At 71.8% G+C, this 25,063-nt stretch carries 18 protein-coding genes; 7 read left to right on the forward strand and 11 right to left on the reverse strand.

Annotated features, from left to right (window positions below):
* Positions 1 to 120 precede the first annotated feature (120 nt).
* Positions 121 to 1,503, reverse strand: a complete 1,383-nt coding sequence (locus ACFWXC_RS47635; protein ID WP_384489593.1) for an LCP family protein — start codon at positions 1,501 to 1,503, stop codon at positions 121 to 123.
* A 249-nt stretch (positions 1,504 to 1,752) separates the two neighbouring features.
* On the opposite strand from ACFWXC_RS47635, the gene ACFWXC_RS47640 reads away from it, so the two are divergent.
* Entirely contained in the window at positions 1,753 to 2,790 is a 1,038-nt protein-coding gene (locus ACFWXC_RS47640) for a glycosyltransferase family 2 protein (protein ID WP_384489595.1), read from the forward strand.
* A 28-nt stretch (positions 2,791 to 2,818) separates the two neighbouring features.
* On the opposite strand, the gene ACFWXC_RS47645 is transcribed toward ACFWXC_RS47640, so the two are convergent.
* The 5 genes from ACFWXC_RS47645 to ACFWXC_RS47665 all read right to left on the reverse strand — a co-directional run bounded on the left by ACFWXC_RS47645 (position 2,819) and on the right by ACFWXC_RS47665 (position 10,547).
* Positions 2,819 to 4,378, reverse strand: coding sequence for an LCP family protein (locus tag ACFWXC_RS47645; RefSeq protein WP_384489642.1), 1,560 nt, complete (start codon positions 4,376 to 4,378; stop codon positions 2,819 to 2,821).
* Positions 4,379 to 4,602: 224 nt separating this feature from the next.
* On the reverse strand, positions 4,603 to 6,228 hold the full coding sequence (locus tag ACFWXC_RS47650; protein WP_384489597.1) for an LCP family protein: 1,626 nt from the start codon (positions 6,226 to 6,228) through the stop codon (positions 4,603 to 4,605).
* A 241-nt stretch (positions 6,229 to 6,469) separates the two neighbouring features.
* Positions 6,470 to 8,218, reverse strand: a complete 1,749-nt coding sequence (locus ACFWXC_RS47655) for an LCP family protein (RefSeq protein WP_384489599.1) — start codon at positions 8,216 to 8,218, stop codon at positions 6,470 to 6,472.
* A 242-nt stretch (positions 8,219 to 8,460) separates the two neighbouring features.
* Positions 8,461 to 9,585 carry an LCP family protein gene (locus ACFWXC_RS47660; protein ID WP_384489601.1) on the reverse strand — a complete coding sequence of 375 codons (1,125 nt, stop codon included), beginning with the start codon at positions 9,583 to 9,585 and terminating at the stop codon, positions 8,461 to 8,463.
* A 206-nt stretch (positions 9,586 to 9,791) separates the two neighbouring features.
* On the reverse strand, positions 9,792 to 10,547 hold the full coding sequence (locus tag ACFWXC_RS47665) for a TIGR03089 family protein (protein WP_384489603.1): 756 nt from the start codon (positions 10,545 to 10,547) through the stop codon (positions 9,792 to 9,794).
* A gap of 111 nt (positions 10,548 to 10,658) precedes the next feature.
* Here ACFWXC_RS47665 and ACFWXC_RS47670 point away from each other — a divergent pair, with 111 nt between their 5' ends.
* Complete coding sequence (locus tag ACFWXC_RS47670) at positions 10,659 to 12,044, forward strand: peptidoglycan recognition protein (protein WP_384489604.1); 1,386 nt, start codon at positions 10,659 to 10,661, stop codon at positions 12,042 to 12,044.
* Positions 12,045 to 12,205: 161 nt separating this feature from the next.
* On the forward strand, positions 12,206 to 13,288 hold the full coding sequence (locus ACFWXC_RS47675) for a sugar phosphate nucleotidyltransferase (protein ID WP_384489606.1): 1,083 nt from the start codon (positions 12,206 to 12,208) through the stop codon (positions 13,286 to 13,288).
* Positions 13,289 to 13,481: 193 nt separating this feature from the next.
* On the opposite strand, the gene ACFWXC_RS47680 is transcribed toward ACFWXC_RS47675, so the two are convergent.
* The 4 genes from ACFWXC_RS47680 to ACFWXC_RS47695 form a co-directional block, all read right to left on the reverse strand.
* Positions 13,482 to 14,492, reverse strand: a complete 1,011-nt coding sequence (locus ACFWXC_RS47680; protein WP_384489608.1) for a DNA-3-methyladenine glycosylase family protein — start codon at positions 14,490 to 14,492, stop codon at positions 13,482 to 13,484.
* Between the two features lie 143 nt (positions 14,493 to 14,635).
* On the reverse strand, positions 14,636 to 15,991 hold the full coding sequence (locus ACFWXC_RS47685) for a coenzyme F420-0:L-glutamate ligase (protein ID WP_384489610.1): 1,356 nt from the start codon (positions 15,989 to 15,991) through the stop codon (positions 14,636 to 14,638).
* Positions 15,988 to 16,947: a 2-phospho-L-lactate transferase gene (cofD, locus tag ACFWXC_RS47690; protein WP_384489612.1), complete on the reverse strand. Its 960-nt coding sequence runs from the start codon at positions 16,945 to 16,947 to the stop codon at positions 15,988 to 15,990. Before cofD ends, ACFWXC_RS47685 begins: the two co-directional genes overlap by 4 nt.
* Positions 16,948 to 16,980: 33 nt before the next feature.
* Entirely contained in the window at positions 16,981 to 17,475 is a 495-nt protein-coding gene (locus ACFWXC_RS47695) for a cysteine dioxygenase (RefSeq protein ID WP_384489614.1), read from the reverse strand.
* Between the two features lie 616 nt (positions 17,476 to 18,091).
* Between ACFWXC_RS47695 and ACFWXC_RS47700 the strand changes: the two genes are divergently transcribed.
* From ACFWXC_RS47700 to ACFWXC_RS47710, 3 genes are all read left to right on the forward strand, one after another.
* Positions 18,092 to 18,355 (forward strand): WhiB family transcriptional regulator, encoded by a 264-nt coding sequence (locus tag ACFWXC_RS47700; RefSeq protein WP_003975777.1) that lies wholly within the window; start codon positions 18,092 to 18,094, stop codon positions 18,353 to 18,355.
* Positions 18,356 to 18,557: 202 nt separating this feature from the next.
* Complete coding sequence (locus ACFWXC_RS47705; RefSeq protein ID WP_384489616.1) at positions 18,558 to 22,223, forward strand: glycosyltransferase; 3,666 nt, start codon at positions 18,558 to 18,560, stop codon at positions 22,221 to 22,223.
* Positions 22,220 to 23,707, forward strand: a complete 1,488-nt coding sequence (locus ACFWXC_RS47710; RefSeq protein WP_384489618.1) for a DUF5719 family protein — start codon at positions 22,220 to 22,222, stop codon at positions 23,705 to 23,707. Before ACFWXC_RS47705 ends, ACFWXC_RS47710 begins: the two co-directional genes overlap by 4 nt.
* 35 nt (positions 23,708 to 23,742) lie before the next feature.
* Here the strand turns inward: ACFWXC_RS47710 and ACFWXC_RS47715 are convergent, their stop codons facing one another.
* Positions 23,743 to 24,195, reverse strand: coding sequence for a metallopeptidase family protein (locus tag ACFWXC_RS47715; protein WP_384489644.1), 453 nt, complete (start codon positions 24,193 to 24,195; stop codon positions 23,743 to 23,745).
* 278 nt (positions 24,196 to 24,473) lie between these two features.
* Between ACFWXC_RS47715 and ACFWXC_RS47720 the strand changes: the two genes are divergently transcribed.
* Entirely contained in the window at positions 24,474 to 24,896 is a 423-nt protein-coding gene (locus ACFWXC_RS47720) for a DUF3499 domain-containing protein (protein WP_351706829.1), read from the forward strand.
* Positions 24,897 to 25,063: the final 167 nt, after the last annotated feature.

Below are 25,063 nucleotides of genomic sequence, written 5' to 3' on the forward strand. Positions count from 1 at the left end.
AGGGCTACGAGGACTAGGCTCCGGCCCCGCGCCCCTCACGGGGCGCAGCACCAGCGCCCCTACAGGGGCGCGGGGAACTGCGCGAACAACCCCCACGCGCCCGCAGCCGGGACACGACCCTCAGCACACCGTCTCGTCGCCCCGGATAACCGCCGCTTCTCCCTGCGGCGCCGGGTCCTCCGCCCGTACCTTCCGGACATTCGCCGGCCCCTTGAAGTCCGCCCCGGTCGTCACCCGCAGCACCGGGCCCATCCCCTTCACCGCCCGCACCTCGCTCCCGGGCAGCGCCGCCGCGAGCGACCGGGCCGAGCGGTCCCAGCGGGGGTCGTAGGAGATCACCGTCCGCCGCACGTCGTGCCGGGCGCCGGTGACCGGCTGGTGGTTCGTCGCGAACCCCGCCGCCGCCAGTGCCGCGTCCATCCGCCGCGCGAGCCCCGCCGTCCCCGTGCCGTTCTCCACCTGCACACGGATCTGTTCCGGCGCCACCTCCACGGTCACCGGCACCGGCCCGGCGGGCCGCTTGGGTGCCGGCGGTGCCAGCGGCTTGTCGTCGCGCAGGGACTGGAACAGCTGGTCCGACTTGGCCTGGTCCCACTTCAGCGTCGAGCCGATGCCCTTCACGGGGTACGCGATCTGCCCGATGGGGACGGTCGTGAACTCGGACGAGGACGGGGAGAAGTTCCGCATCGCCCGGCCGAGATCCAGCAGCTCGTCCGTGCCGAAGCCCGTGTCGGCCCGTACGGAGCCCAGCACCGCCCGTGTCACGTCCCGGAACCTGATCGGGTTCAGCAGCACCCCCGACGACGACACCCGCTCGATCAGCGCGGCCAGGAACCGCTGCTGCCGTTTCATCCGGCCGAGGTCGCTCGCCCCGTCGACGTGCCGGGCGCGGACGTACTGCAGGGCCTGGCCGCCGTTCAGCCTGTGCGTGCCGGAGGAGAGGTCGAGGCCGGTGTAGGAGTCCTTCAGCGGCTGGGGCGTGCAGATCCGGACCCCGCCGAGCACGTCGACGGTCCGCATGAACGTGATGAAGTCGACCTCCAGATAGTGGTCGATCTTCAGATGGGTCATGGCCTCGACCGTGCGGACGGTCAGCTGCGGGCCGCCCTCCGCGTAGGCCGCGTTCAGCTTGATGGGATGGGCGCTGTGCGTCCGGCCCGTCGTCTCGTCGACGTGCGGCGGGACCTCGGCGTACGAGTCGCGCGGCAGGCTGACGACCGTCGCCCGCTCCCGGTCCGGCGAGATGTGCACGATCATGATCGTGTCCGTGCAGTGGCAGGGCGCACCGCCCAGCCGGTACCGGCGCCGCTCCTTCTCCGTGATCTTGTCGCGGCCGTCGGTACCGACCAGCAGGACGTTCATGCCGTGACCCGGGGCCGGACGGTTCTTCATGTCCTTGAACGGGTCGACCCGGGCGATGTCCGCGTCCAGACTGGCCATCACCGAGTGTCCGATCCCGGCCGACGCCAGCACCACCACCGAGAGTGTGGTCACGGCCCGCATGGCCCAGCGCGGCCGCCGGGGCCTCGTGGGTCGTACCGGCGGCCGCGGGGCCTGACGGGTGGGCTGCGGTCGACGCTGCGGCGGGGCGGGCCGGGCGGGGGACCGGGGCGGGCTGGCGGCCAAAGGACACCTCCGGACGAGGCCGTACGTGGGATCCGTGAGAACCGTAGGCCGATACGACCTTCAGCCCGCGGCTTGGCCCCGGCGGCGCGCACCGGTGTCCCCCGTTCGCGGTAACGTGAGCCCCCTATGAACGCCAAGCCCGACGTGCGGCACCCCGCAGTTTCTGTGATCATGCCCGTCCTCGACGAGGAGCGGCATCTGCGTGGGGCCGTCCAAGCGATCCTCGCGCAGGAGTACGCCGGCGAGCTGGAGGTCGTCATCGCCCTCGGTCCGTCCACGGACCGCACGGACGAGATCGCGGCTCAGCTCGTGGCGGACGACCCCCGCGTGCACACCGTCCCGAACCCGACCGGCCGCACCCCGGCCGCGCTGAACGCCGCGATCAAGGCCTCCCGGCATCCGATCGTGGTGCGCGTGGACGGCCACGGCATGCTCTCCCCGAACTACATCGCGACCGCCGTACGGCTGCTCGAGGAGACCGGCGCGCAGAACGTCGGCGGCATCATGCACGCCGAGGGCGAGAACGCCTGGGAGCACGCGGTCGCGGCGGCCATGACCTCGAAGATCGGCGTCGGCAACGCCGCCTTCCACACGGGTGGCGAGGCCGGTCCCGCCGAGACCGTGTACCTGGGCGTCTTCCGGCGCGAGGCCCTGGAGCAGCAGGGCGGCTACAACGAGGAGTTCATCCGCGCCCAGGACTGGGAGCTGAACTTCCGGATCCGCGAGGCCGGCGGGCTGATCTGGTTCTCGCCGGAGCTGAAGGTGTCGTACCGGCCGCGGCCGTCGGTGAAGGCCCTCGCCAAGCAGTACAAGGACTACGGCCGTTGGCGGCACGTCGTCGCCCGCTACCACGAGGGCTCCATCAACCTGCGCTACCTCGCCCCGCCGACGGCGGTGTGCGCGATAGCCGCGGGGATCGTCGTGGGGGCCCTGGTCACCCCGTTCGGGTTCGTCGTCCCCGGCGGCTACCTCGCGGCGATCGCCGCCGGGTCCCTCCCGGCCGGCAAGGGGCTGCCGCTCAAGGCGCGGCTCCAGATCCCGCTCGCCCTCGCCACCATGCACATGTCGTGGGGATACGGCTTCCTGACCAGCCCCAGGTCCCTGGCGAAGCGGGTCATCGCGTCCCGCCGCCCCGCGGTGCTCAGCCCCACCTCCTCCGGCTGAGCACCCGTCTCAGGCGGCGCGGCCCGGACTACCAGGTGTAGTCCGGGTCGACGTGCATGCACGCCTTGGTGTCCGCGGCGTTGAGGGCGCTCGCCGAGGCCGGGGTGGTGTCATCGTCGTCGGCGGTGTACTTCGTGCCCGAGCGCCAGTCGGCGCCCACCACCAGCGTGACCCCGTCGACGTCCGTGGACTTCTTCACCTGGTCGGCCGGGACGCCCAGCGCCTTCGCGACCCGCTGGGCGTCGCCCGCCAGGTCGGCGCTCGGATAGCGCACCAGCGTCCGGTCCTCGCTCAGCAGCGCCGAGGAGTCGGCGGCCGCCCTGGTGAAGCCCTTGCCGACGAGCAGTTCGGTGACGGCGGCGGCCCGGCCGGTGACGGCGGACTCCGTACTGCTGCTGGTGCCGTTCTGCACCTGTACGGCGATCCGGTCGTCGGCCGCCGCCTTGTCGGTGACCTTGGTCGCGGTCGTCGTCTTCTTCTTGTCCTTGCCGTCGAGGGCGATGTCCTCGCGGACCAGCCGCCACAGCTTGGCCGCGTCGGTGGGCTTGGGCAGCACGCGGTTGCCGTCCGCGGAGTACACCCACGGCATGGTCGTCATGGTGATGCGCTCGGTGGGGACCTTCTTCAGCTCCTTGCTCAGGTCGTAGAGCTCGGTGACCGTGCCGAGGCCGTCGTCCACGGTCAGTGCCTTGGTGGCCGTCTCGGCGAGCTTGAGGAGCTTGTCGGGGTTGCTGAGGGTCGCGTTGGAGCGCAGCTGGCGGACCATCGAGTTCATGTACATGTGCTGGGCCTTGGTGCGGGCGATGTCGCTGCCGTCCTCGAAGCCGTACCGGGTGCGCAGCCACTGCAGGGCCTGCTTGCCCTTGACGGAGGTGGTGCCCTTCGTCAGCTTCAGGCCCGAGCCGTGGCCCGTGGAGGTGTGCGAGTAGATGTTGGCGTCCACGCACACCGGGACCCCGCCGATCGCGTCCGCCATGGACACCACGCCCGAGAAGTCGACCATCATGAAGTGGTCGATGTGGATGTCGGTGAGCTTCTCCCAGGTGGCCACCGTGCAGCCGGGGCCGCCGCGCTCCAGGGAGGAGTTGGTCATGGTGTCGGAGGTCGCCGCGTAGACCTTGCCGGTGTCGGTGTCCGTGCACTTGGGGATATCGACCAGGGTGTCGCGGGGCATGGACACCACCGACATGTTGGTGCGGTCGGCCGAGACGTGCAGCAGCATCTGCACGTCGGCGCGGGCGGCGGTGCCGATGTCCTTGGCGCCGCCCAGCTTCTGGTTCTCGGCGGTGTCCCGGGCGTCGGAGCCGATCAGCAGGATGTTCAGGGGCGTCTGCCCGGCCGCGTTCGCCTTCGACTCGGCCGCGCGGTCCTTGGAGTCCCCGATGTTCAGGGACTCCTTCTTGATGTTGCCGTTGAGGTGCTCGTAGTACAGGTATCCGGCGGTGGCGGTGCCGGCTATCGCCAGCGCCACGACCGAGGCCGACCAGCGCAGCACCCCGCGTCTGCGCCGCCCGCGGTCACCGTCCGCCCCGCCGTCGCGCCGTCTGCCGCCGTGCCGACCGCCACCGTCCTGGGGCGTCAGGGTCATCGTGTCGTCGACCACGGCCACGTCGGACACCTCCCCTCGCACATTGCCGCGCACCAACTGCCCGCCCTCCCGCTCGCCACTGCCGCCGCACCCGACTCCCGGGCACCTGGGCACGGCGGCAGTGTCATGCAGTCGTTTAGGAGTTGCCTGTGCTTACCTGTGCGGTTCTGTGTGTGAGGGGACCGTGCCGCCTGTAATGACCTTGTATGGGACCGGGTGCCGGGCTACCAGCGATAGGGCGCGTACACGTCCATGCACTGCTTGGTGTCCGAGCCGTTGATGGCGTCGGAGTTGTCGGGCAGGTCACCGGCCTTCGGCGCGGACTGCTTGGGATACGTCGTCCCCTCGCGCCAGTCGGCACCGACGACGAGCGTGACGCCCGACACATCGGTGGTCTGCTTCACCTGACCGACCGGGATCCCCAGCGCCTTGGCGACCGCCTGGGCGTCGCCCTGCAGGTCCGCGCTCGGATACTCCACGACTGTCTTCTCCACGGACTCGGTGGCCGCCGAGGTGTCCGCCGCCGCCCTGGTGTAGCCCTTGGCGCCGAGTTCCGTGGCCATCGCCCGGGCCCGGCCGGGGACCGCGGCCTCGGTCGAACTCCCGGTGGCGTTCTGCACCAGCACCCCGAGTTGGCCGGCGGAGACGGAGGGCGCCTTGGTCGCCGCGGCGGTCGCCGTGGGCTTCTTGCTCTCCTCGGCGTCGCCGTTCTTGTCGAACGCCACGTCGTCGCGGAGCATCTGCCACATCTTGTCGGCGTTGGCGGTGTCCGGCACGAGGTGGTCCCTGTTCTGCGGGTCCTGGAGGTTCGGCATCGTGAGCGAGGTGATGCGGTCCGTCGGCGCCGACTTGAGCTGCATGCCCAGGTCGTAGAGCTTCTTCGGGGTGCCGATCTCCTCGGAGACCGTCAGCGACTTGGTGGCCGCCTCGGCCAGGTCCATCAGCCTGCCGCTGTCGGTGAAGACGTTCTGCCCCTTCAGTGTCCGGATCATCGAGTTGAGGTACATGTGCTGGGCCTTGGCCCGCAGCGGGTCACTGCCCCAGGCGTGCCGGGTGCGCAGCCACTGCAGGGCCTGCTTGCCCTGCACCTTGTGGGTGCCGGCGGTCAGCTTGAGCCCGGAGCCGCCGGACACCGCGGCCGTCGGCCGGTCCCACACGTTCTGCTTCACACAGACGTCGACGCCGCCGATGGCGTCCGCCATGTTCACCACGCCCGCGAAGTCGATCGTGATCCAGTGGTCGATGTAGACCCCGGTGAGGTTCTCCCAGGTGGCCAGCGTGCAGCCGGCGCCGCCGCGGGCCAGCGACTCGTTGATGATGGTGTTGGTCGCCGGGTACACCTTGCCGGTGTCCGGGTCCGTGCACTTGGGGATGTCCACGCGGGTGTCCCGGGGGATGCTCACCATCGCCGCGCTCTTCCGGTCCGCCGACAGGTGGATCAGCATCTGGACATCCCCGAGCGGCGGGCTGCCCCGGTCGTACTTGGCGCCGCCGAGCTTCACGTTCTCGTCGGAGTTACGGCTGTCGGAGCCGATCAGCAGGATGTTCAGCGGCGTCTGACCGGCCGCGTTGGCCGCGGTCTTCCGCGCCTTGGCGTCGCCGATGTCGCGCTCGCCCTTGTGGATGTTGCCGTTCAGGTGCTGGTAGTAGAGGTAACCGGCACCGGCCGTACCGAGGATCACCACCGACAGCACGGTCGCCGACCAGCGCAGCGCGCGCCGTCCCCGTCTGCCCCGTCCGCCGTTCGAGCCCTGCGACCCGGTCGGGCCGTTCGGGCCGTTCGTGCTGCCCTTGTGCCGGCCGCCGCCCGCACCGCCCGGCGCCCCGGATGCCTTCGGTGCGAGGGACATCGTGTCCTCGACCGCAGGCTTTTCCCCCCGCACATCGCTCTGCGTCAACGCCCTGCCCTCCCCGCCCTGCGCTCTGCGCGCACCGGTCCGCCGCCGACGCCCCCCATCGGACGCTCCGCGGACCACACGGGTCCGCCCCGCGCCCGGTTAGACGCGTGACGGACCCATAGGGTTACCTGCTTATTCGCCGTGACTTGGTGTCATCGGGGAGCAACTCCCCGCCACCGCGCGCCGCTTGTCGCTACTTGGCGCAGGTCACCTTGTCCGCGGTGGTCTTGCTGTCCACGTCCGGCGCCTTTGTCGGAGTGGTGAGGGACACCCCCGCCCCCTGGAAGTCCTTGCCCAGCGTCAGGGTCATCGCCGGCAGCCCCTGGGAGTTGGTCACGCTCTTGCCGGGCTTCAGTGCCGAACCGGACAGCCCCATGAGGCTGGCCAGTTCACGCGCCTGGGCGGCCTGGTCGGGGGCGTACTCCAGGGTCGTCTTGGCGAGTTCGGCGGGTGCGTTGCCGGCGTTCTCCGACTTGAGGACGCCCTTGTCGTTCTGCAGCCAGGCGAGGGTCTCCTGGGCGCTGCCGGACGGGGCCCCGCCGTTGAGGATCCGCACCCGCACCTCGGAGGCCGCGGACTTGCTGCCCTCCAGGCGGGCGGCCGCCGCGTCCTTGCTGGCCTTCGCCTGCTTCTTCTTGACGTCGGTGAAGGAGACGTCTTCCTTGATGGCCTGGAACACCGGCGGGGCCTTCGTGTCGTTGAGCACGACCGTCGCCTTGACCGTCTCGGCCGGGTTGTCGATGACCGGGATGGTGGTGAAGGTCAGGTTCTTCGGGTTGAGCTTGCCGAGCTCCAGACCCAGGTCCTTCAGCTTGCCGATGCTGTCCAGCTTGGAGTCGACGGTCAGCGCCTTGGTGCCGACCTCGGCCAGCTTCAGCAGCTTGGTCGGGCTGGTGAGCGTCGAGTTGGAGCTGAGCTTGCGCATCAGCGCGCTCAGGAACTGTTGTTGGAGCTGGATCCGGCTCAGGTCACCGCCGAAGCCGACCGAGTGCCGGGTGCGCACGAAGGCCAGCGCGGTCTCGCCGGAGATGTTGTGGGTGCCCTTGGACAGCTTCAGATGCGAGTCCGAGTCGTCGATGTCCTTGGCCAGGCAGACCTCGACCCCGCCCACCGCGTCGGTGAGCGTCTTCACCGCGTTGAAGTCGGCCACCATGAAGTTGTCGGCCTGGATTCCGGTCAGCTCGGTCACCGTGCGCACCGTGCAGCTGGGGGTACGGCCGTCCTGGCCGAGGCTGGTGTTGAACCGGACGCTCTCGGAACCCGGGATGACCTTCTGTGTCCCGTCCTCCTGCGTCGTCTGGCAGTCCGGTACATCGACGATGAGGTCACGCGGGATGCTCAACGCGGTGGCGTTCGAGCGGTCCTTGGAGATGTGCAGCAGGATCGTGGTGTCGGCGTGCCCGACGCTCCCCGCGTCGCCGTACCCCTCGTTGCCGCTGCCGGTGCGCTTGTCGGTGCCGATCACCAGCAGGTTGATCGCCTTGTCCTTGCTGAAGCCACCGGTGCTCGCGCCATCGTCGGAGACGGACGTGATGTTGTCGTTGAGGTGCTTCACGTACAGATAGCCGGCGGCCGAGACGGCGACCAGGACGAAGGCCATCGAACCGCCGGTCCACAGCAGCACCTTCTTGGCCTTCGACTTCTTCTTCACCGGCCGCCGTGAGCGCCGCCCGGCCGGCGGCTCGGGCTCACTTCGGCGCCTGCGCTGCCCCGGAACCTGCCCCGGAACCTGCCCCGGAATCTGGCCCGGAACTTCCCGGTCCGCCGTCTCCCGCGGCGCGTTCGTGCCGGCGCGCGACGAAGTCGGTCGGCGCGGTCCGGGTACCGACGACTGCGGTGCGGAAGGTGTCAGTCGCAGTTCGTATTCGCCGGTGTTCGGATTGAGTACCCACTGGTCTGCGGGATCGATGTTGTCCGCCCGCCCACGGCCTTGCGCGTCCACGGTTGTCCGAATCCTCCGTCGGGGCCACGCGGCGCCTTCCCCCCATCAAGGCGCTCGGTCACGGTTAACAGTGCACGACCCCAGGTCGGACCTCGCGGCCGGGTGCACCGGAGGGCTCACACTATCCGTCCAGTTCGGCGTCAAGTGACGCCAGTGACAAATTAGTCATCCCTACAACCGGGCAATCCATCTCATTTAACTGACAACGAACGGCGCGGAAGTTCGCCGCCTTGGCTGGTGCTTTACGCGCAACTGTCCTCGGCGGCGGTGTTCCCGCGAAACCCGGGTGCCTCGGAGTTTTCGGAAGCGGGAACGTTCTTCTTGGTGACCGGCACCGGTCTGTCGGCCCGCAGCAGCGCGAAGAGCGCGTCCGCCCTGCCCTCCACGAGCTGGTCACGATTGGAGTCATATACATACGGCTCCCTCGGAACGGTGAGGAACTGCACCTGTTCCGTGGGGATGTCCCGCAGTCCGCGGACGAGTTGGTACAAACCGCGCAGACTGGCCAGCTCCGGGTCGGTGGTGAGCGCGGAGGTCGCCGCGTCCAGCAGCGGATAGAGCTTCGCCGGGTTCAGCAGTACGTCACTGCCCCGCACCTTGCTGACCAGCGCCCCCAGGAACAGCTGCTGCCGCTCCATCCGCTCGGTGTCGCTGCCGTCGCCGAGCGACTTGCGCACCCGTACGTACCCGAGCGCCTGCTCCCCGTCGAGGGTGACCCGCCCGGCGGGCAGCCGCAGTTTGGCGGCCTTGTCGTCGATCGGTTCCTTCAGGCAGACCTGCACCCCGTCGATCGAGTCGACCATGTTCTTGAACCCGCTGAAGTCGACGACGACGTGATGGTCGATCCGGATGTCCGTGAGCTTCTCGACGGTACGGATGGTGCAGGCCGAACCCCCGACCTCGAAGGCCGAGTTGAACAGCGTGAACGAGGACTCGCTGCGGCGGCCGTCGCCCCGCAGACAGCTCGGCACGTGCACCATCAGGTCCCGGGGCAGGGACACCGCGGTGGCGCTGCGCCGGTCGGCGGCGAGATGCAGCAGGATCGTGGTGTCGGACCGCTCGGTGCCCAGGTCCTTGCCGTAGTGGCGGTTCCCGTCCCCCGCGCGGGTGTCGGAACCGATGAGGAGGATGTTCTGCGCGCCCCGCACCAGCGCGGTGGGCCGCTCCCGCTCGTAGCGGGCGAGCTCGGCGGCGGCCGCTTCGTCGGGGGTGATGTTGTCACTGAGCCGGTCGTAGAGCACCCAGCCGCAGGCGAGGGTGCCGGCGCCGAGGAGCCCGGCGGCCGCCGCCGCACCCGTCAGCCAACGCCGCCGCCGGCGCCGGGCAATGCCGTCTCCGGTCGCGGTGGCCCCTCCGGCATCGGTCACTCCTCCAGAGTGCCTGGGGGCGGGGGTGGGGGGTGGCGGTAACTACTCCACAAGGGTGAGCGCACCTACCCAGGGGCGCGGGCCGCGGCGATATGCGGCTCCGCCGCGTGGGCGCGAACAACCCCCACGGGCCCGCGCCCGGCGAACAACCCCCACCGGCCCGCGCCCGGCGGACGGCCTCACCGGCCCGCGCCCCGCGGACGGCCTCACCGGACCGTCGCGGTCACCCGCTCGCTCTCGATCCGCTTGGCGATCCCTTCCTCGTCCAGTTCCCCCAGGTGCCGGCACAGCACCACGGATCCCCCGACCGCGAGCGGCGCGTACAGACCCGCGCTCAGCCCCTCCCACGTGTCGAACCCCAGCCCCGACAGCAGCCGCGACCCCGGCCCGGTCAGATCCAGCCCCGGTGCGTCCCCGAGCGCCCGCTCCGTGACCTCGGCCCCGCTCATCTCCGCACCGGCCACGATCAGCGCGGGCTCGTCCGGATCGACGGGCGAGAACGGAGCGAACCGGTCTCCCTGGCTCGGCACCTCCACCGCGTAGTCGGCGAACCCCTCCGGGACCGCCGGGAAACGCCCGCCCAGCGGCCGTAGCGCGAGAGCGATCCGCTCCCCGCGGCAGGCCCGAGCCGCCTCCAGCGCGTCCGGCCCGCTGACCACCACGTCGGCCGCCGCCGGGTCGCCGGCCACGTCGGCGATCGCACCCACCGACGAACAGGCGAGCAGCCACACCGCCGTCTGCCAGTGCGCGGGCAGCAGCAGGGCCACCCGGTCGCCGGGCTGTGCCGCGAGGTCGCCCTGGAGCAGGTTCGCCGTCTTGGCCACCCAATTGGCGAAGGTGGCCACGGACAATTCGACACGTTCACCCGTGGCGTCGTCGTAGAAGGTCACCAGGGGGCGTCCGGGGTCCGCGGCGAGCGCGGAACGCAGCAGGTCGGCAGGGGTGCGATCGGTGGCGTTCACCCGGGCAAGCGTACGCCGCGACCGGTGCCCGCACCGACCGGCGGGGCCACCGGTTCGGCGCAATCGCTCCCGACGGACCGTCAGATCCGCAATGGACATATATGTCTGACTATGTTCAAGATCAGGAGCATGCGTGGATTCCTGACTTCCTCGATCGGCGTCACCTGCGCGGCGGCCCTCACCCTCCCCGTGGCCGCGCTGAACGTGCCGTCCGCGGCCGCCGCACCGGCGGAGCGGGCCACGACGACCACCGGCCGTCCCGCCGGGACCGCTGCCCTCGCCGGCCGCACATGGTCACTGCCCCTCGTCCCCCGCACCCGTGAGCGCGTCCTCGGCCGGGCCCCCGAACAGGGCCTGTACCGCGACGACCTGGAGCACTTCTCGCTCGTCGGCGTCAGCTGGGACAACCCCGGCACCGAACTGCACGGCCTGGTCCAGGTCCGCACCCGGTCCGCCGCCACCGGCCACTGGTCGGGCTGGCAGGACGTCGAGACGCACAACGCCGACCACGGCGCCGACCCGGACACGGCCGAGGCCGACTCGGGCCATGTGCACGGCGGCACCGCGCCCCTGTGGGTGGGCGACTCGGACGGCGTCGACGTACGCGTGCGTGCCGAACTCGACGACGATCCCGGGCCGCGCGGCAGCACCCCCACCGGCGGGCACGACCTGCTCCCGGCCGGCCTGCGCCTCGAACTCGTCGACCCCGGCGAGGAGGCCCCGCCCCAGGGCTCGCCGGCCGACGTCCCCCGCACCGGCACCGAGGCCGACGCGGCGGCGGCCGTCAACACCGACCTCGCCCCCTTCGGCGCCGCCGAGATCCCGGCCCTGGACCGGCAGGACACCGAGGACGAACTGGCCGAGCTGACCGGCGTACCGCGCGCGAAGCCGTACATCGGACCGCGCCCGAGGATCGTCACCCGCCGCGGCTGGGGCGCCGACGAGTCACTGCGCGAGAAGGGGTTCGTCTACACCGGAAAGGTCAAGGCGGCCTTCGTCCACCACACCGCCTCCGGCAACGGTTACAAGTGCTCCCAGGCCCCGTCCGTCATCCGCAGTATCTACCGCTACCACGTGGTGAGCATGGGCTGGCGGGACATCGGCTACAACTTCGTCGTCGACAAGTGCGGAACCATCTACGAGGGCCGCGCCGGGGGAGTGGCGAAGGCCGTCAAGGGCGCCCACACCCTCGGCTTCAACAACAACAGCATGGGCATCGCGGTGATCGGCTCGTTCGGCTCGCACAAGCCGCCCGCCGCCGTCGTGACGGCCATCGCCAAGCTCACCGCGTGGAAGCTCGGGCTCTTCGGAGCCAATCCGAAGGGAAAGACATATCTGAAGTCCGGAGGTGGCAATCTCTACCCAAAGGGGAAGAACGTACGACTGAACGTGATCTCCGGTCATAGGGACGGGTACGCCACCGAGTGTCCCGGCGCGAAGCTCTACGCCAAACTCGGCTCGGCCCGGACCAGCTCCGCGCACCTGCAAGGACGCTGAGCACGGGGGCCGCGTTCAACGCCGTCGGGGGCAGTCGGGGGAAACCGCACACCCATGCCGCGTGGCACCGCGCGGCCGTCGAAGGCGCCGTCGCACGGTCTGCATACACTGGCCGGCCGACAGAGAGTTCGGCCGGTCCCGGCAGGAAGCAGAGACGACAGGTGACAGAAGCGATCCTCCTGGTCGGCGGCAAAGGCACCCGGCTGCGCCCGCTCACGGTCCACACGCCCAAGCCGATGGTCCCGGCGGCGGGTGTGCCGTTCCTGACGCACCAGCTGGCCAGAGCCAGAGCGGCGGGCGTGGACCACATCGTCCTCGCGACGAGCTATCTGGCGGAGGTCTTCGAGCCGTACTTCGGCGACGGCACGGCACTCGGCCTGCACATCGAGTACGTCACCGAGGAGGAACCGCTCGGCACCGGCGGCGCGATCCGCAACGTGGCCGCCCGTCTGCACTCGGGCCCCGACGACCCGGTCCTGATCTTCAACGGCGACATCCTGACGGGCCTTGACATCAGGGCACTCGTCGAGATGCACGAGACGACGAACGCCGACGTGTCCCTCCACCTCACCAAGGTGACGGACCCGCGCGCCTACGGCCTGGTCCCCACCGACGCGACGGGCCGGGTCCTCGCCTTCCTGGAGAAGCCGACGACGCCCGAGGAGATCGTCACCGACCAGATCAACGCGGGGGCGTACGTCTTCCGGCGCTCGGTCATCGACACGATCCCGCAGGGCCGCCCGGTGTCGGTGGAGCGGGAGACCTTCCCCGAGCTGCTGTCGGCCGGTGCCCACCTCCAGGGCATGGTGGACTCCACGTACTGGCTGGACCTGGGTACGCCGGCGGCCTTCGTCCGGGGCTCGGCGGACCTGGTCCTGGGCCGCGCCCCGTCCCCGGCCGTTCCCGGCCGCTGCGGTGACCGCCTGATCCTGCCCACGGCACGGGTCGCGCCGGACGCGAAGCTGACGGGCGGCACGGTGGTGGGCGAGGGCGCGTTCGTGGCGGAGGGCGCGCGCGTCTTCGGCTCCACGATCCTGCCGGGCGCCGTGATCGAACCCGGCGCGGTCATCACCGACTCCCTGATCGGCAACCGCGCCCGGGTCGGCGAACGTGCGGTCCTCACCGGCACGGTGATCGGCGACGGTGCGACCGTCGGCGCCGACAACGAGCTGCGGGAGGGTGCGCGGGTGTGGTGCGACGCGATGATCCCGGCGGGGGCGGTGCGGTTCTCCTCGGACCAGTAGGGGGTGGCTGAGCAGGTACGCCGACTGCGGGTGCGTGGGGGCTGGCCGCGCAGTTCCCCGCGCCCCTGACGGGGCGCTTCGCCCGCCGTCTCTCCTAAGCTGCGGGCAGTCGTGCCGCTGGGGCGGCACGGGTGGGCGCAGGCGGCACCCTGCAAGCGCCGGTAAGCGACCCCCATCCACCCCCACCGGCGCTTCACAACCGGCCGATGTCCCCCCGCGGCATCCGCGGCGCCCGCCGCTTCGGCACCTGCCCGCTCAGCAGGATCAACCGAGCCGCCCGATGCCGCTGCCCCGTATACGGCTCGAGCAACCGCAGCATCGCCTCGTCGTCGGCATGCCGGTCCCCGGCCAGCGCGAACCCCACGATCCCCGGCAGATGCAGGTCCCCGACCGTCACCGCGTCCGCCGCCCCATGACTGCGCTGCACGGTCTCCGCGGACGTCCAGGGCCCCACCCCCGGCACCACTTCCAACCGCGCCTGCGCGTCCTCCGCCGCCATCCCCACGGCCTGCTCCAGCCGCGCGGCGACCCGTACCGCCCGCAGAATCGTCGACGCCCGCTTGTTGTCGACGCCGGCCTTGTGCCACTCCCAGGAGGGAATCAGCGCCCAGGTCCGAGGCGCCGGCATCACCCACATCGGCCGCTCGCCCACCCCGGCGGGGCCGGGCGCCCGCTCCCCGAACCTCCGCACCAGCAACCGCCAGGCCCGGTACGCCTCGTCGGTCGTGACCTTCTGCTCCAGGACCGACGGAATCAACGACTCCAGCACCAGCCCGGTCCGCGTCAGCCGCAACCCCGGCCGCCGGTGCCGGGCAGCGGCGAGAACCCGGTGCCGGGGCACGAAGAGGGACGGGTCGTCGGCGGAACCGAGCATCTCCGGCAACTGCTCCAGCAGCCACTCGGCACCGGCCCCCCAGGCCTCCCCGCGCACCTCACCGCCGTACGCGGCGACCCGCAGCGTCCCCGGCCCGCCAGGCGTGAGACTGGCCCGCCACACGGCCCCGTCGGAGGCGGCCCGAAACGTCGGATCCCCGGGCCCCCGCCGGAGCGGCCCCAGCACGAGCCCCAGATCAAGATCTCCGGTCGGCTTCCAGACCCGGACGCGCCCGGGTACAGCGGCCTGCCGAGGCACCCCAGCAGGCACGACAACCTGCCCACCCCGCACAGTCGCGCGGGTGGACCGAGGAGCAAACCGACCAGCCACTCAAAAGATCCTAGGTGCCAGGCGCCCCCTCAGGGGCGCGGGGCTGTGTTCGATATGCGGCTACCGCCGCGTGGGCGCGACAAGCCACACTCAACCCGTACTCGCCCGTGCACCTGCTCTCCTTGGACCGTAGGCGTAGAAACTCACCGCACCTCGATAAAGCCCTCGGGATCCCTCTCGGCCCTGGCCCGCGGCACCTCCGCCGCCTTCCCCACAGCCACCGCCCCCATCGGATCCCACCCCGCCGGAAGCGCCAGCACCTCCCGCACCACGTCCCGGCAGAACATCGTCGACGACACCCACGCCGACCCCAGCTGCTCCCCGGCCAGCGCGACCAGCAGGTTCTGCACGCCCGCCCCCGCCGCGACCACGAACATCTCCCGCTCGGCCGCGTCCCGCCGCGCGTCTCCGTACGTGTGCGAACCGTCCATCACCAGACAGGGCACCACCAGGTACGGCGCGTTCCGCAGCACGTCCCCGCGCCGAACCCGCTTGGCGATGGACTCCTCGGACTTGCCGTCCTTCCTCAGGTCGGCGATCCAGGCGTCCCGCATCGCGTCGAGCAGCCGGGCGCGCGACTCCTCCGACTCCAGCAGCACGAACCGCCACGGCGTCGTGTGGTGCGGCGCCGGCGCCGTCACGGCCGCGGCGACCGCCCGCCGTACCGCCCCGGGGTCCACGGGATCGTCGGTGAACGCCCGCACCGTCCGCCGTAGCGCCACGGCCTCCCGGACCGCCTCGGACGTGCCGAGCCGGAACATGTCAGTGGCGGCGTCCCGGATCAGCGCCCGAGCGCTCTCGCCCTCGTCCCCGGCCTCCGTCACGACGTGCGCGAGCCCGCGCACCACGGCCACCGGCAGGCCCGTCGCCTTGCCCTTCACCAGATCGCCGGCGGCGGCCAGTTCGTCGGCCGTGGCGACGACCGTGGCGACCAGCGGATTGCCGTACGCGTCCACGCCACCGCGCAGATCGTCCAGTACCTGCACCCCGGCGGCGCCGATGGTCACGTCCGTGAGCCCGGCGCGCCAGGGGCGCCCGAAGGTGTCGGTGACGACGACCCCGACGTTGACGCCGAGGGCGTCGCGCAGCCCCGCGCGGATCGCGCGGGCGGACGCGTCGGGGTCCTCGGGCAGCAACAGCACGGTCCCGGACGGGGTGTTGGAGGCGTCCACCCCCGCCGCCGCCATGATCAGCCCCTGCCGGTTCTCCACGATCCGCAGGGGCCCGCGCCGGGCCACCACCCGCACGGTCTCGGCGTCGATCGCCGCCTCCCGGTCGGTCGCCTCGACGAGCCGTCCCTCCGCCTTGGAGACGATCTTCGACGTGACGATCACCACGTCCCCGTCGGCCAGTCCCGGCCCGGCCGCGGCGATCAGCTTGGCCAGGTCGTCGCCCCGCTGGACCTCGGGGAGCCCGGCCAGGGCCCACACCCGGTACCCGGGCACCGCGTCCCCGGTCGGGTCCGCCGCTCCGGTCGCGTCGTCGGTCACGTCGGTCATGCCCCGCGCACCTCCTCGGCGAGTGCCAGTGCTTCCCGCGCCATCTGCGCGGCCGCCTCCAGGTCGGTCATCATCAGCGGTACCGCCCGGCAGCGGATGCCGGCCTCCTCGACACGCGCCGCGCTGCCCGCGTCCACGGTGTCCACGAGCCAGCCGTCCAGCAGCCCCGAGCCGTAGTGCTCGGCGACCGCCGCCGCCGTCGACTCCACGCCCACCGCCGCGAGCACCTTGTCGGCCATCCCGCGCACCGGCGCGTCCCCGACGATGGGGGAGAGGCCCACCACCGGCACCCCGGCGTCCGCGATCGCCTCCCGGATGCCGGGCACCGCGAGGATCGTGCCGACGGAGACCACCGGGTTGGACGGCGGGAAGAGGATCACGTCCGCTTCGGAGATGGCCTCCAGGACGCCGGGCGCGGGCTTCGACTGCTCGGCGCCGACCGGGACGACCGCCTCGGCGGGCACGCCCGCCCGCAGCCGCACCCAGTACTCCTGGAAGTGCACGGCCTTGCGCTCGCCGTCGACCTCGACGGCCACATGGGTCTCGACCCGGTCGTCGGTCATCGGGATGAGCCGCACGCCCGGCTTCCAGCGGTCGCACAGCGCCTCGGTCACCGCGCTGAGCGGATAGCCGGCGCCCAGCATCTGGGTGCGCACGATGTGCGTCGCGAAGTCCCGGTCGCCCAGCCCGAACCAGTCGGGCCCGATGCCGTAGGCGGCGAGCTCCTCCTTGAGGTGGAAGGTCTCGTCGGCCCGCCCCCAGCCCTGCTCCTCGTTGATGCCGCCGCCCAGGGTGTACATCACCGTGTCGAGGTCCGGGCAGACCTTCAGCCCGAAGAGGTGGATGTCGTCCCCGGTGTTGCCGATGACGGTCACGTCGGCGTCCGGCACGGCCTGCTTCAGACCGCGCAGGAACCGGGCACCGCCGATGCCGCCTGCCAGAACCACAATGCGCATGGGCCAAGTCTTGCAGGCGGGTCCGACAACGCGTCACGCAGTCACGGGTCGCGCCGCGCAGCTCTGCGCCGTGTGCATCGGCATCTCGGTGAGGCCCGGGTAGTAGACGTGCAGGCTCACCGCGGGCTCCAGCGCGTCGTTCACCACCTCGTGCACGTACCCCGGCGCGAAGACCCGTTGTGCGCCGGCGGCCAGCGCGCGCGTGCCGCGCCCGGTGCGTTCGGTGAGCGTGCCCTCCAGGACGGTCAGCACACCGGAGGAGCGGCCGTGGTCGTGCGACCCGCTGCCCTGACCGGGCACCCAGGACAGCAGCCACACCTCGTAGCCGGGGCCGGTGCGCAGCCGGTGGTACCAGCGCGTGGTGGCGTCGTACCGCACGAGGTGTTCCCACTGCGCGCGGTCGGCGGCGATCGTGCGGGCCAGGCCGGCGAACTCGGCCACGGTGACCGGGTGCTCGCGCGGGGGCTGCAGAAGGTGGGGGACCTCGAGGATGTCGCCGGCGATCTGCAGGTCGTTGTCGCTGTTCATGGGGTGCGGTGGTTCCTCAGTGAAGAAGGTCAGCGGGGAACGGAAGGCGAAAACCGAGCCCTGGGGACTCGGTCTGCAGCTGGAGCGGCGGGATACGGCTACGGCTCAACAGCTGGAACAGCAACAGCTACAGCGAGCGCGGGCAGCACCGTGGGACCCGGCGGTGCGGGTCGAGGTGAATGCCAAGTTCGCGAGCATGCCCACTAGGACATCGGTTCACACCCGCAGTGTCAACTCGGCGCCCGGTATGTGGGACATGTTTCACCTCATCCGGTTCATCTCTCTGCCGAAAGGTTTGTTCAGCAAGCACCCGGGACACATGGCGCACAACTGGGCGCGCGTGTCACTGCGGAACGCGATCGAACATCTGGGCGTCCTTCTCCGTACAAGGTCTGTATGGGGTCGGGGGTCCTCGTGGGCCTCGTCTGCATGTCAAGGTTTATGGCGATTTGAACACTTTCCGCTCGGCCTTGGTTCCGCAGAGTGAATAACGGGCTCAATAGCAGATCTCGGCTTGACTCGCCCGGAGCAGCACACTTGTAATTTCACTCGTGTCGTTCAGCCGAAATCGGTAACGGCCAGGCACGGGGACGTGAAAGACAGACGAGGGGCGCACATGACCGAGCTGGTGCAGCAACTGCTGGTCGACGACGCGGACGAGGAACTCGGCTGGCAGGAGCGCGCGCTGTGCGCCCAGACCGACCCCGAGTCCTTCTTCCCCGAGAAGGGCGGCTCCACCAGAGAGGCCAAGAAGGTCTGCCTCGCCTGCGAGGTGCGCTCCGAGTGCCTCGAGTACGCCCTCGCCAACGACGAGCGGTTCGGTATCTGGGGCGGACTCTCCGAGCGGGAACGCCGCCGCCTGAAGAAGGCCGCCGTCTGAGAACGGGACCGCGGTGCGAACCGGGCGTCCACCCGACGCACAGAACTGAGCTGCGCGAACGGCCCGTCACCCGTGGGTTGTCCACAGGGGGCGGGCCGTCGACATGCCCAGCCGATAGTGTGGGCGCTCGTCCGAGACGCCTCGCCGCCACCAGCGGGCGCAGGAGTCCACCGCAGTCCATCGAACCGGGGCCTGTACCTCGATGTCCGTCCACAGCCACCAGGCAGCCCAGCCAACGGGTGCCCCAGCGGTGTCCGACCCGACCCGCACACCCGAGTTCCCGCGTCATGTGGTGACCGCGGTCCTCGTCTCCCACGACGGCGCCCGCTGGCTGCCCGACGCGCTCGCCGGGCTGCTCGGCCAGGAGCGCCCCGCCCAGTACGCGGTGGCCGCCGACACCGGCAGCGCGGACGACTCCGCCCGGCTGCTCACCGAGTCCCTCGGCGACGCCAACGTCCTGCACCTGGCCCGCCGCACCGGCTTCGGCCAGGCCGTCGAGGAGGCGACCCGCACCGCGCCCGTCCTCACCCCGGACGACCTGCCGTACCTGAAGCGGCCCAGCGGCTGGGACCCGGTCACCCGCCAGTGGCGCGACGACGCCTACGACATGCCCGAGCTGCCGTACGGCGAACCCGTCCAGTGGCTGTGGCTGCTGCACGACGACTGCGCCCCGGAACCCGACGCCCTGGCCCAGCTGCTCCGGGTCGTCGACAACGAGATGGAGCTGGGCCGCGACGACGTGGCGGTCGTCGGCCCCAAGCTGCGCGGCTGGTACGACCGCCGGCAGCTGCTGGAGGTCGGCGTCACCATCGCCCACTCCGGCCGCCGCTGGACCGGCCTGGACCGCCGTGAGCAGGACCAGGGACAGCACGACCACGTCCGGCCCGTGCTCTCCGTCTCCACCGCCGGCATGCTGATCCGCCGCGACGTCTTCGAGGAACTCGGCGGCTTCGACCGCCGGCTCCCCCTGATGCGCGACGACGTCGACCTGTGCTGGCGCGCGCACAACGCCGGCCACCGCGTCCTGATCGCCCCCGAGGCCGTCGTACGGCACGCCGAGGCCGCCTCCCGCGAGCGCCGCGCCGTCGACTGCGCGGGCCGCACCACCGCCTCCCCGCACAAGGTCGACAAGGCCGGCGCCGTCTACACCCTGCTCGTCAACTCCCGTACGGCCGCACTGCCCTGGATCATGCTGCGGCTGGTCCTCGGCACCCTGCTGCGCACGGTCGCCAACCTCGTCGGCAAGGTCCCCGGACAGGCCCTCGACGAGATCCGCGGCCTGCTGGGCACCCTGCTGCGGCCCGAGCGGATCATCGCCGGGCGGCGCAGGCGCGGCCCCTCCCAGCTCGACAAGGGCGAGCTGCGCCCGCTGTTCCCGCCGCCCGGCGCGACCGTGCGGGCCACCGTCGAGCAGGTCGCGGGCAACTTCTTCGGCGCCGACGAGGAGCTGTCCGCGGCCGGCCGGCACGGCGGCGCGGTCGAGTCCGGGCCCGGCGGCGACGACGCCGAGTTCCTGGAGATCGAGCAGTTCGCCCGCGTCAAGCGCATCGCCCGCAAACCGGGCCCGGTGCTCTTCCTGGTGCTGCTGCTGTTCTCGCTGATCGCCTGCCGCGCACTGCTCGGCAGCGGCGCGCTCGCGGGCGGTGCCCTGCTGCCCGCCCCGGGCACCGCGGGCGAGCTGTGGTCCCGTTACCTGGACGCCTGGCACGCGGTCGGCGCCGGTGGCACCCCGGCCGCCCCGCCGTATCTCGCGATCGTCGCCTCGCTGGCCTCGGTGCTGTTCGGCTCGACCGGGTTCGCGGTGACCGTGCTGCTGGTCGCCTCGGTGCCGCTGGCCGGATTCACCGCCTACTTCGCCTCCCGGCCGCTGGTCACCTCCCGCCTGCTGCGCGCCTGGGCGGCCATCGCCTACGCCTTCCTGCCCGCCGCCACCGGCGCGCTCGCGGGCGGCCGTATCGGCACCGCCGTCCTCGCCATCCTGCTGCCGCTGATCGCCCGCGCGGGCATCGCCGCCAGCGGCCTCACCCACGCCTCGGGCGGGCGCGGCAGCTGGCGTGCCACCTGGGCGTACGCGCTGCTGCTGACCATCACCACCGCGTTCACGCCGATCGTCTGGCCGATCGCCCTGGTCCTCGGCGTCGTCGTGCTCGCCGTCCGCCGCTCCGACCTGGTCGCCTCCGGCCTGCGGCTGCTGACCCAGCTCGGCACCCCGCTGCTGGTCCTCGCCCCCTGGTCGCTGACCCTGCTGCCGTTCGGCTTCTTCAAGGAGGCCGGACTGGAGTACGGCGCCTCGGCAGCCTCCGCCCTCGACCTGCTCGGCGCCAGCCCGGGCGGCCCCGGCACGGTCGACGGGCTGATGCTCATCGGCATCGTCCTGGCCGCGCTGGCCGCCCTGCTGCGCTCCGAGCGCCAGTCGGCCGTCCGCGCCGCCTGGGCGGTCGCCCTGGTCGGCCTGGTCTTCGCGGTCCTGTCCAACAAGTCGGCCTGGGCGGGCCCGGCGACGCTCGTCTACGGCATCGCGATCGTGTCCGCCGCCGCGCTCGGCGCCGACGGGGCACGCTCGCGTGTCGCCGAGCAGAGCTTCGGCTGGCGCCAGCCGGTGGCCGCGCTGATCGCCTTCGCCTCGGCCGCGGGCCCGCTGCTCCTGGCCGCCGGCTGGATGATCGCCGGCGCCGACGGCCCGGTCGAGAGGCGGGACGCCACCCAGGTGCCCGCGTTCGTCGCCGAGGACAGCTCCACCACCGACCAGGTCCGCACCCTCGTCCTCGACAGCGACAGCACCGCGCGCGTGGACTACATGCTGGTGCGCGGCTCCGGCGCCCGCATGGGAGACGCCGAGGTGACCGCCGCCGACGGCGAGAACGCCAAGCTCGACAAGGTCGTCGCCAACCTGGTCGCCGGCTCCGGCGCCGACCAGGCCGACCAGCTCGGCGGGTTCGCGGTGCGCTACGTCCTCGTCCACAAGGGCGCGCCGCGTGACCTCACGCGCGTGCTGGACGCCACGCCCGGCCTGTCCCGGCTCAGCCAGCAGAACGGCAGCGCCCTGTGGCGCGTCGACCAGCAGGTCTCCCGCGCGGCCATCATCTCCGCGAACGGCTCGGGCACCCCCGGCTCCGTCGCCGCCGGCCCGGTCGACATCCACACCACCGTCCCGACCGGCGCCGACGGCCGCATCCTGCGCCTGGCCGACTCGGCCGCACCGGGCTGGACGGCCACCCTGGACGGCAAGCCGCTGACCCGCACCACGGTCGACGGCTGGGCCCAGGGCTTCGAACTCCCCGCCTCCGGCGGAAAGCTGGACGTCACCTACGACACCCCCTTCACCCACACCGTCTGGCTGTGGGTCCAGGGCGCGCTCGCCGTCGTCCTGGTCGTCCTCGCCCTGCCCGGCCGCCGCCGCGACGTCGACGACGACCTCCCCGAGGAGGAGACGATCCCCGCCCAGCCCGTCGAGGGCGAGGGCCGCCGCGCCCGCCGGCTGCGCGCCCAGGCGGAGTCCGAGGAGGCGGCGACCGCGGAGACCGGCGGAGACTTCCCGGCCGAGGGGGAGGAACAACCCCCGGTCGCGGTTCCGCAGCAGGCGTCCTACGACGAGTGGGACCCGGCCTCCTACCCGGCGGCGGACGGCTACCAGCCCGGCTACGCCGGCCAGTACCAGGACACCGGCCAGTACCAGACGGGCGGCTACGACCAGCAGACGTACGACCCGTACCAGACCGGCCAGTACGACCCGTACGCCTACGGCGGACAGCAGGGACAGCCGGCGTACGACCCGACGTACCAGCAGGGCTACGACCCCGCCTATGACCCGGCCGCCCAGCACCAGCACGGCACCGGCGGCGAGCACCACGACGGGAGCCAGCAGTGAACCGCACCACCCTGTCCCTGTTCGCCGGTACGGCCGCCCTCGCGGCGGTCACCGGGTTCGCCGCGCTCAACCCGCCGGCCGCCGCACCCGCGCACACCGCCGAGGCGGCCGCCCAGCTGCCCGTGGAGCGCACCAGCCTGCTGTGCCCGGCGCCCAGCCTGTCCGACATCGCCGACACCTCGTACACGTCGTTCACGCCCGTCACCAAGGGCACCACGAGCGACGGCAAGGCCGAACTCCAGGCGGCCACCGAGCAGTCGGCGGACGGGACGAGCGGCAAGAAGAAGGCGTCCAAGCCCGTCCTCACCCCGAAGGCGCCCGGCACCCCGGCCACCGGGGACACCTCCGGTTCCGACGGGCCCGCCTACGTCGGCACCGCCGAGGGCAGGTACGCCCCCGGCTGGACCGTCCAGGAGACCACCGAGGTCGCCGCGGGCACCGGACGCGGCCTCCAGGGGGTCAACTGCACGGCGGCCGACACCGACTTCTGGTTCCCCGGCGCCAGCACCGCCTCGGGCCGCACCGACTACGTGCACCTCACCAACCCCGACGACAGTGCCGCCGTGGTCGACATCGAGCTGTACGGCAAGGACGGCCAGCTCAAGTCCACGGTGGGGGAGGGCATCACGGTCGCGCCGCACGCCGGCGAGCCGGTCCTGCTGTCCACGCTCAGCGACGAGAAGCAGACCGACCTGACCGTGCATGTGAACGTGCGCAGCGGGCGGGTCGGCGCGAGTGTGCAGGCCCTGGACGACAAGACCGGCGGCGACTGGCTGGCCGCCTCCGCCGACCCCGCGGGCAGCCTGGTGCTGCCGGGCATCCCCAAGGACGCGACGGACGTCCGGCTGATCGCCTTCACCGACGGTGACTCCGACGCCGACCTGAAGGTGCGCCTCGCCTCCCCGGACGGCCTGATCACCCCGGCCGGCAACGAGACGCTGCACGTGAAGGCGGGCATGACCACCGCGGCCGACCTCGGCGACGTCACCCGCGGCGAGGCGGGTTCGCTGGTCCTCACGCCCACCGACCAGTCCGTCCCGGTGGTGGCCGCACTGCGTGTCACCCGCGGCAAGGGCGGCAAGCAGGAGACCGCGTACATCCCGGCGACCGCGCCGGTCGGCACCCGCGCGACGTCCGCCGACAACAGCGGCAAGGGCACCACCCTCTCCCTGACCGCCCCCACCGGCACCGCCCAGGTCAAGGTCACGGCGTCAGCGGGCAGCGGCGGCGGCAAGGCGGTGTCCAAGACGTTCACGATCAAGTCCGGCACCACCCAGGACGTCGACGCTCCGGCCCCCTCCGGCCTGAAGGGCACCTACGCGCTGACCGTGGAGCCGATCTCCGGCGCCCCGGTCTACGGCGCCCGCACCCTGGCGGCCACCGAGGACGGCATCCCGGGCTTCACGATCCAGACCCTCCCCGACGACCGTGGCACGGTGGCCGTACCGGAGGCGGACCAGGACGTGTCGGTGCTGCAGAAGTAGGCTCCGCCGCCGGCCCGTGCCGAAGGGACCCCCGCTCACTCCTCGCCGTAGCGGGGGTCCACCGTCTCCGGGGTGAGGCCGAGCAGTTCGGCGACCTGTTCCACGACGATCTCGTGCACCAGCGCGGCCCGTTCGTCGCGGCCCTTGGTGCGGATCTCGACCGGCCGCCGGTAGACGACCACGCGTGCCCGGCGTCCCTCGCGCGCGGGGATGATCCCGCCCAGCGGCACCGCCTCGTCGCTCCAGCTCTCGTCGTGCCGGTCCTGGAGCCGGGGCACTTCGAGGACCAGGAAATCAATGTCGGCCAGCTGTGGCCAGCGCCGCTCCAGGCGCTCCACGGAGTCCTGCACCAAGTCCGCGAACACGTCGGCGCGGCTCGCGGCCAGCGGCACCTGAGGTGGCGCGATCGGCCCGCGCATGCCCCGACCGTGGCGATCGCGTCGACGGGGCCCGGGGCCGGCGGCACGGGGTGGTACACGGTTGTCCATCACTGGTGAAGCGTAGTCCTCGCGGGCTCCGGGCGCGCCGCCCCGCACCTCGACACCGCCCGGGGCGACATGTCGGAGGATGACCATTCCAGCCAAGGTTGGGCTCGTTTCCGTATCTCCACAAGACCGACGAGCTCAAGGCAATTGACGGTGTTTGTACCGAATCATGACCGGATGCGATAGTGTCCGAGATCCTGGACGGTGCCGTCCACGCAGGTCAGCGAGGCGTGTCCGAAGGGGTGTGTGGGGCGTTTCACAACACGACACGGTGGAGTGACCTGGGGGAGAGTCGTCGCGGCCCGCTCAAGAGTGCGGTACCGTCCAACGTCGTGAGCCCTGTACGTCGCTGTTCGCGAACCGCCTGCGGCCGACCCGCCGTCGCGACGCTGACGTACGTCTACGCCGACTCGACCGCGGTCCTCGGCCCGCTCGCCACCTACGCCGAACCCCACTGCTACGACCTGTGCGCCGAGCACTCCGAGCGCCTCACCGCCCCGCGCGGCTGGGAGGTCGTCCGGCTCATCGACGGCTCCGCCCCGGCCCGTCCCAGCGGGGACGACCTGGAAGCGCTCGCCAACGCGGTGCGCGAGGCGGCCCGTCCCCAGGAGCGGGCGGCCGAGGCGGGCGGCGGACGCGGCGCGGACCCGATGGAGGTCGCCCGGCGCGGCCATCTGCGGGTGCTGCGGTCACCGGACAACTGAGCCGTTCCCTGCCTGGTCACCCCGGGTTTCCTCCGGCTCCTCATCGTCGGGTCCTGCCCGCTCCGTCCTGTTCGGTGCTGCACACCCATTGACGTGTCGTTGTCGCGGACACGACCATTCCGGATGACCGGCGGGAAATCGCTTTCCGCATGCCGGAATCCGGGGAG

It is taken from the genome of Streptomyces sp. NPDC058683, assembly GCF_042716195.1.
Taxonomy (GTDB): Bacteria; Actinomycetota; Actinomycetes; order Streptomycetales; family Streptomycetaceae; genus Streptomyces.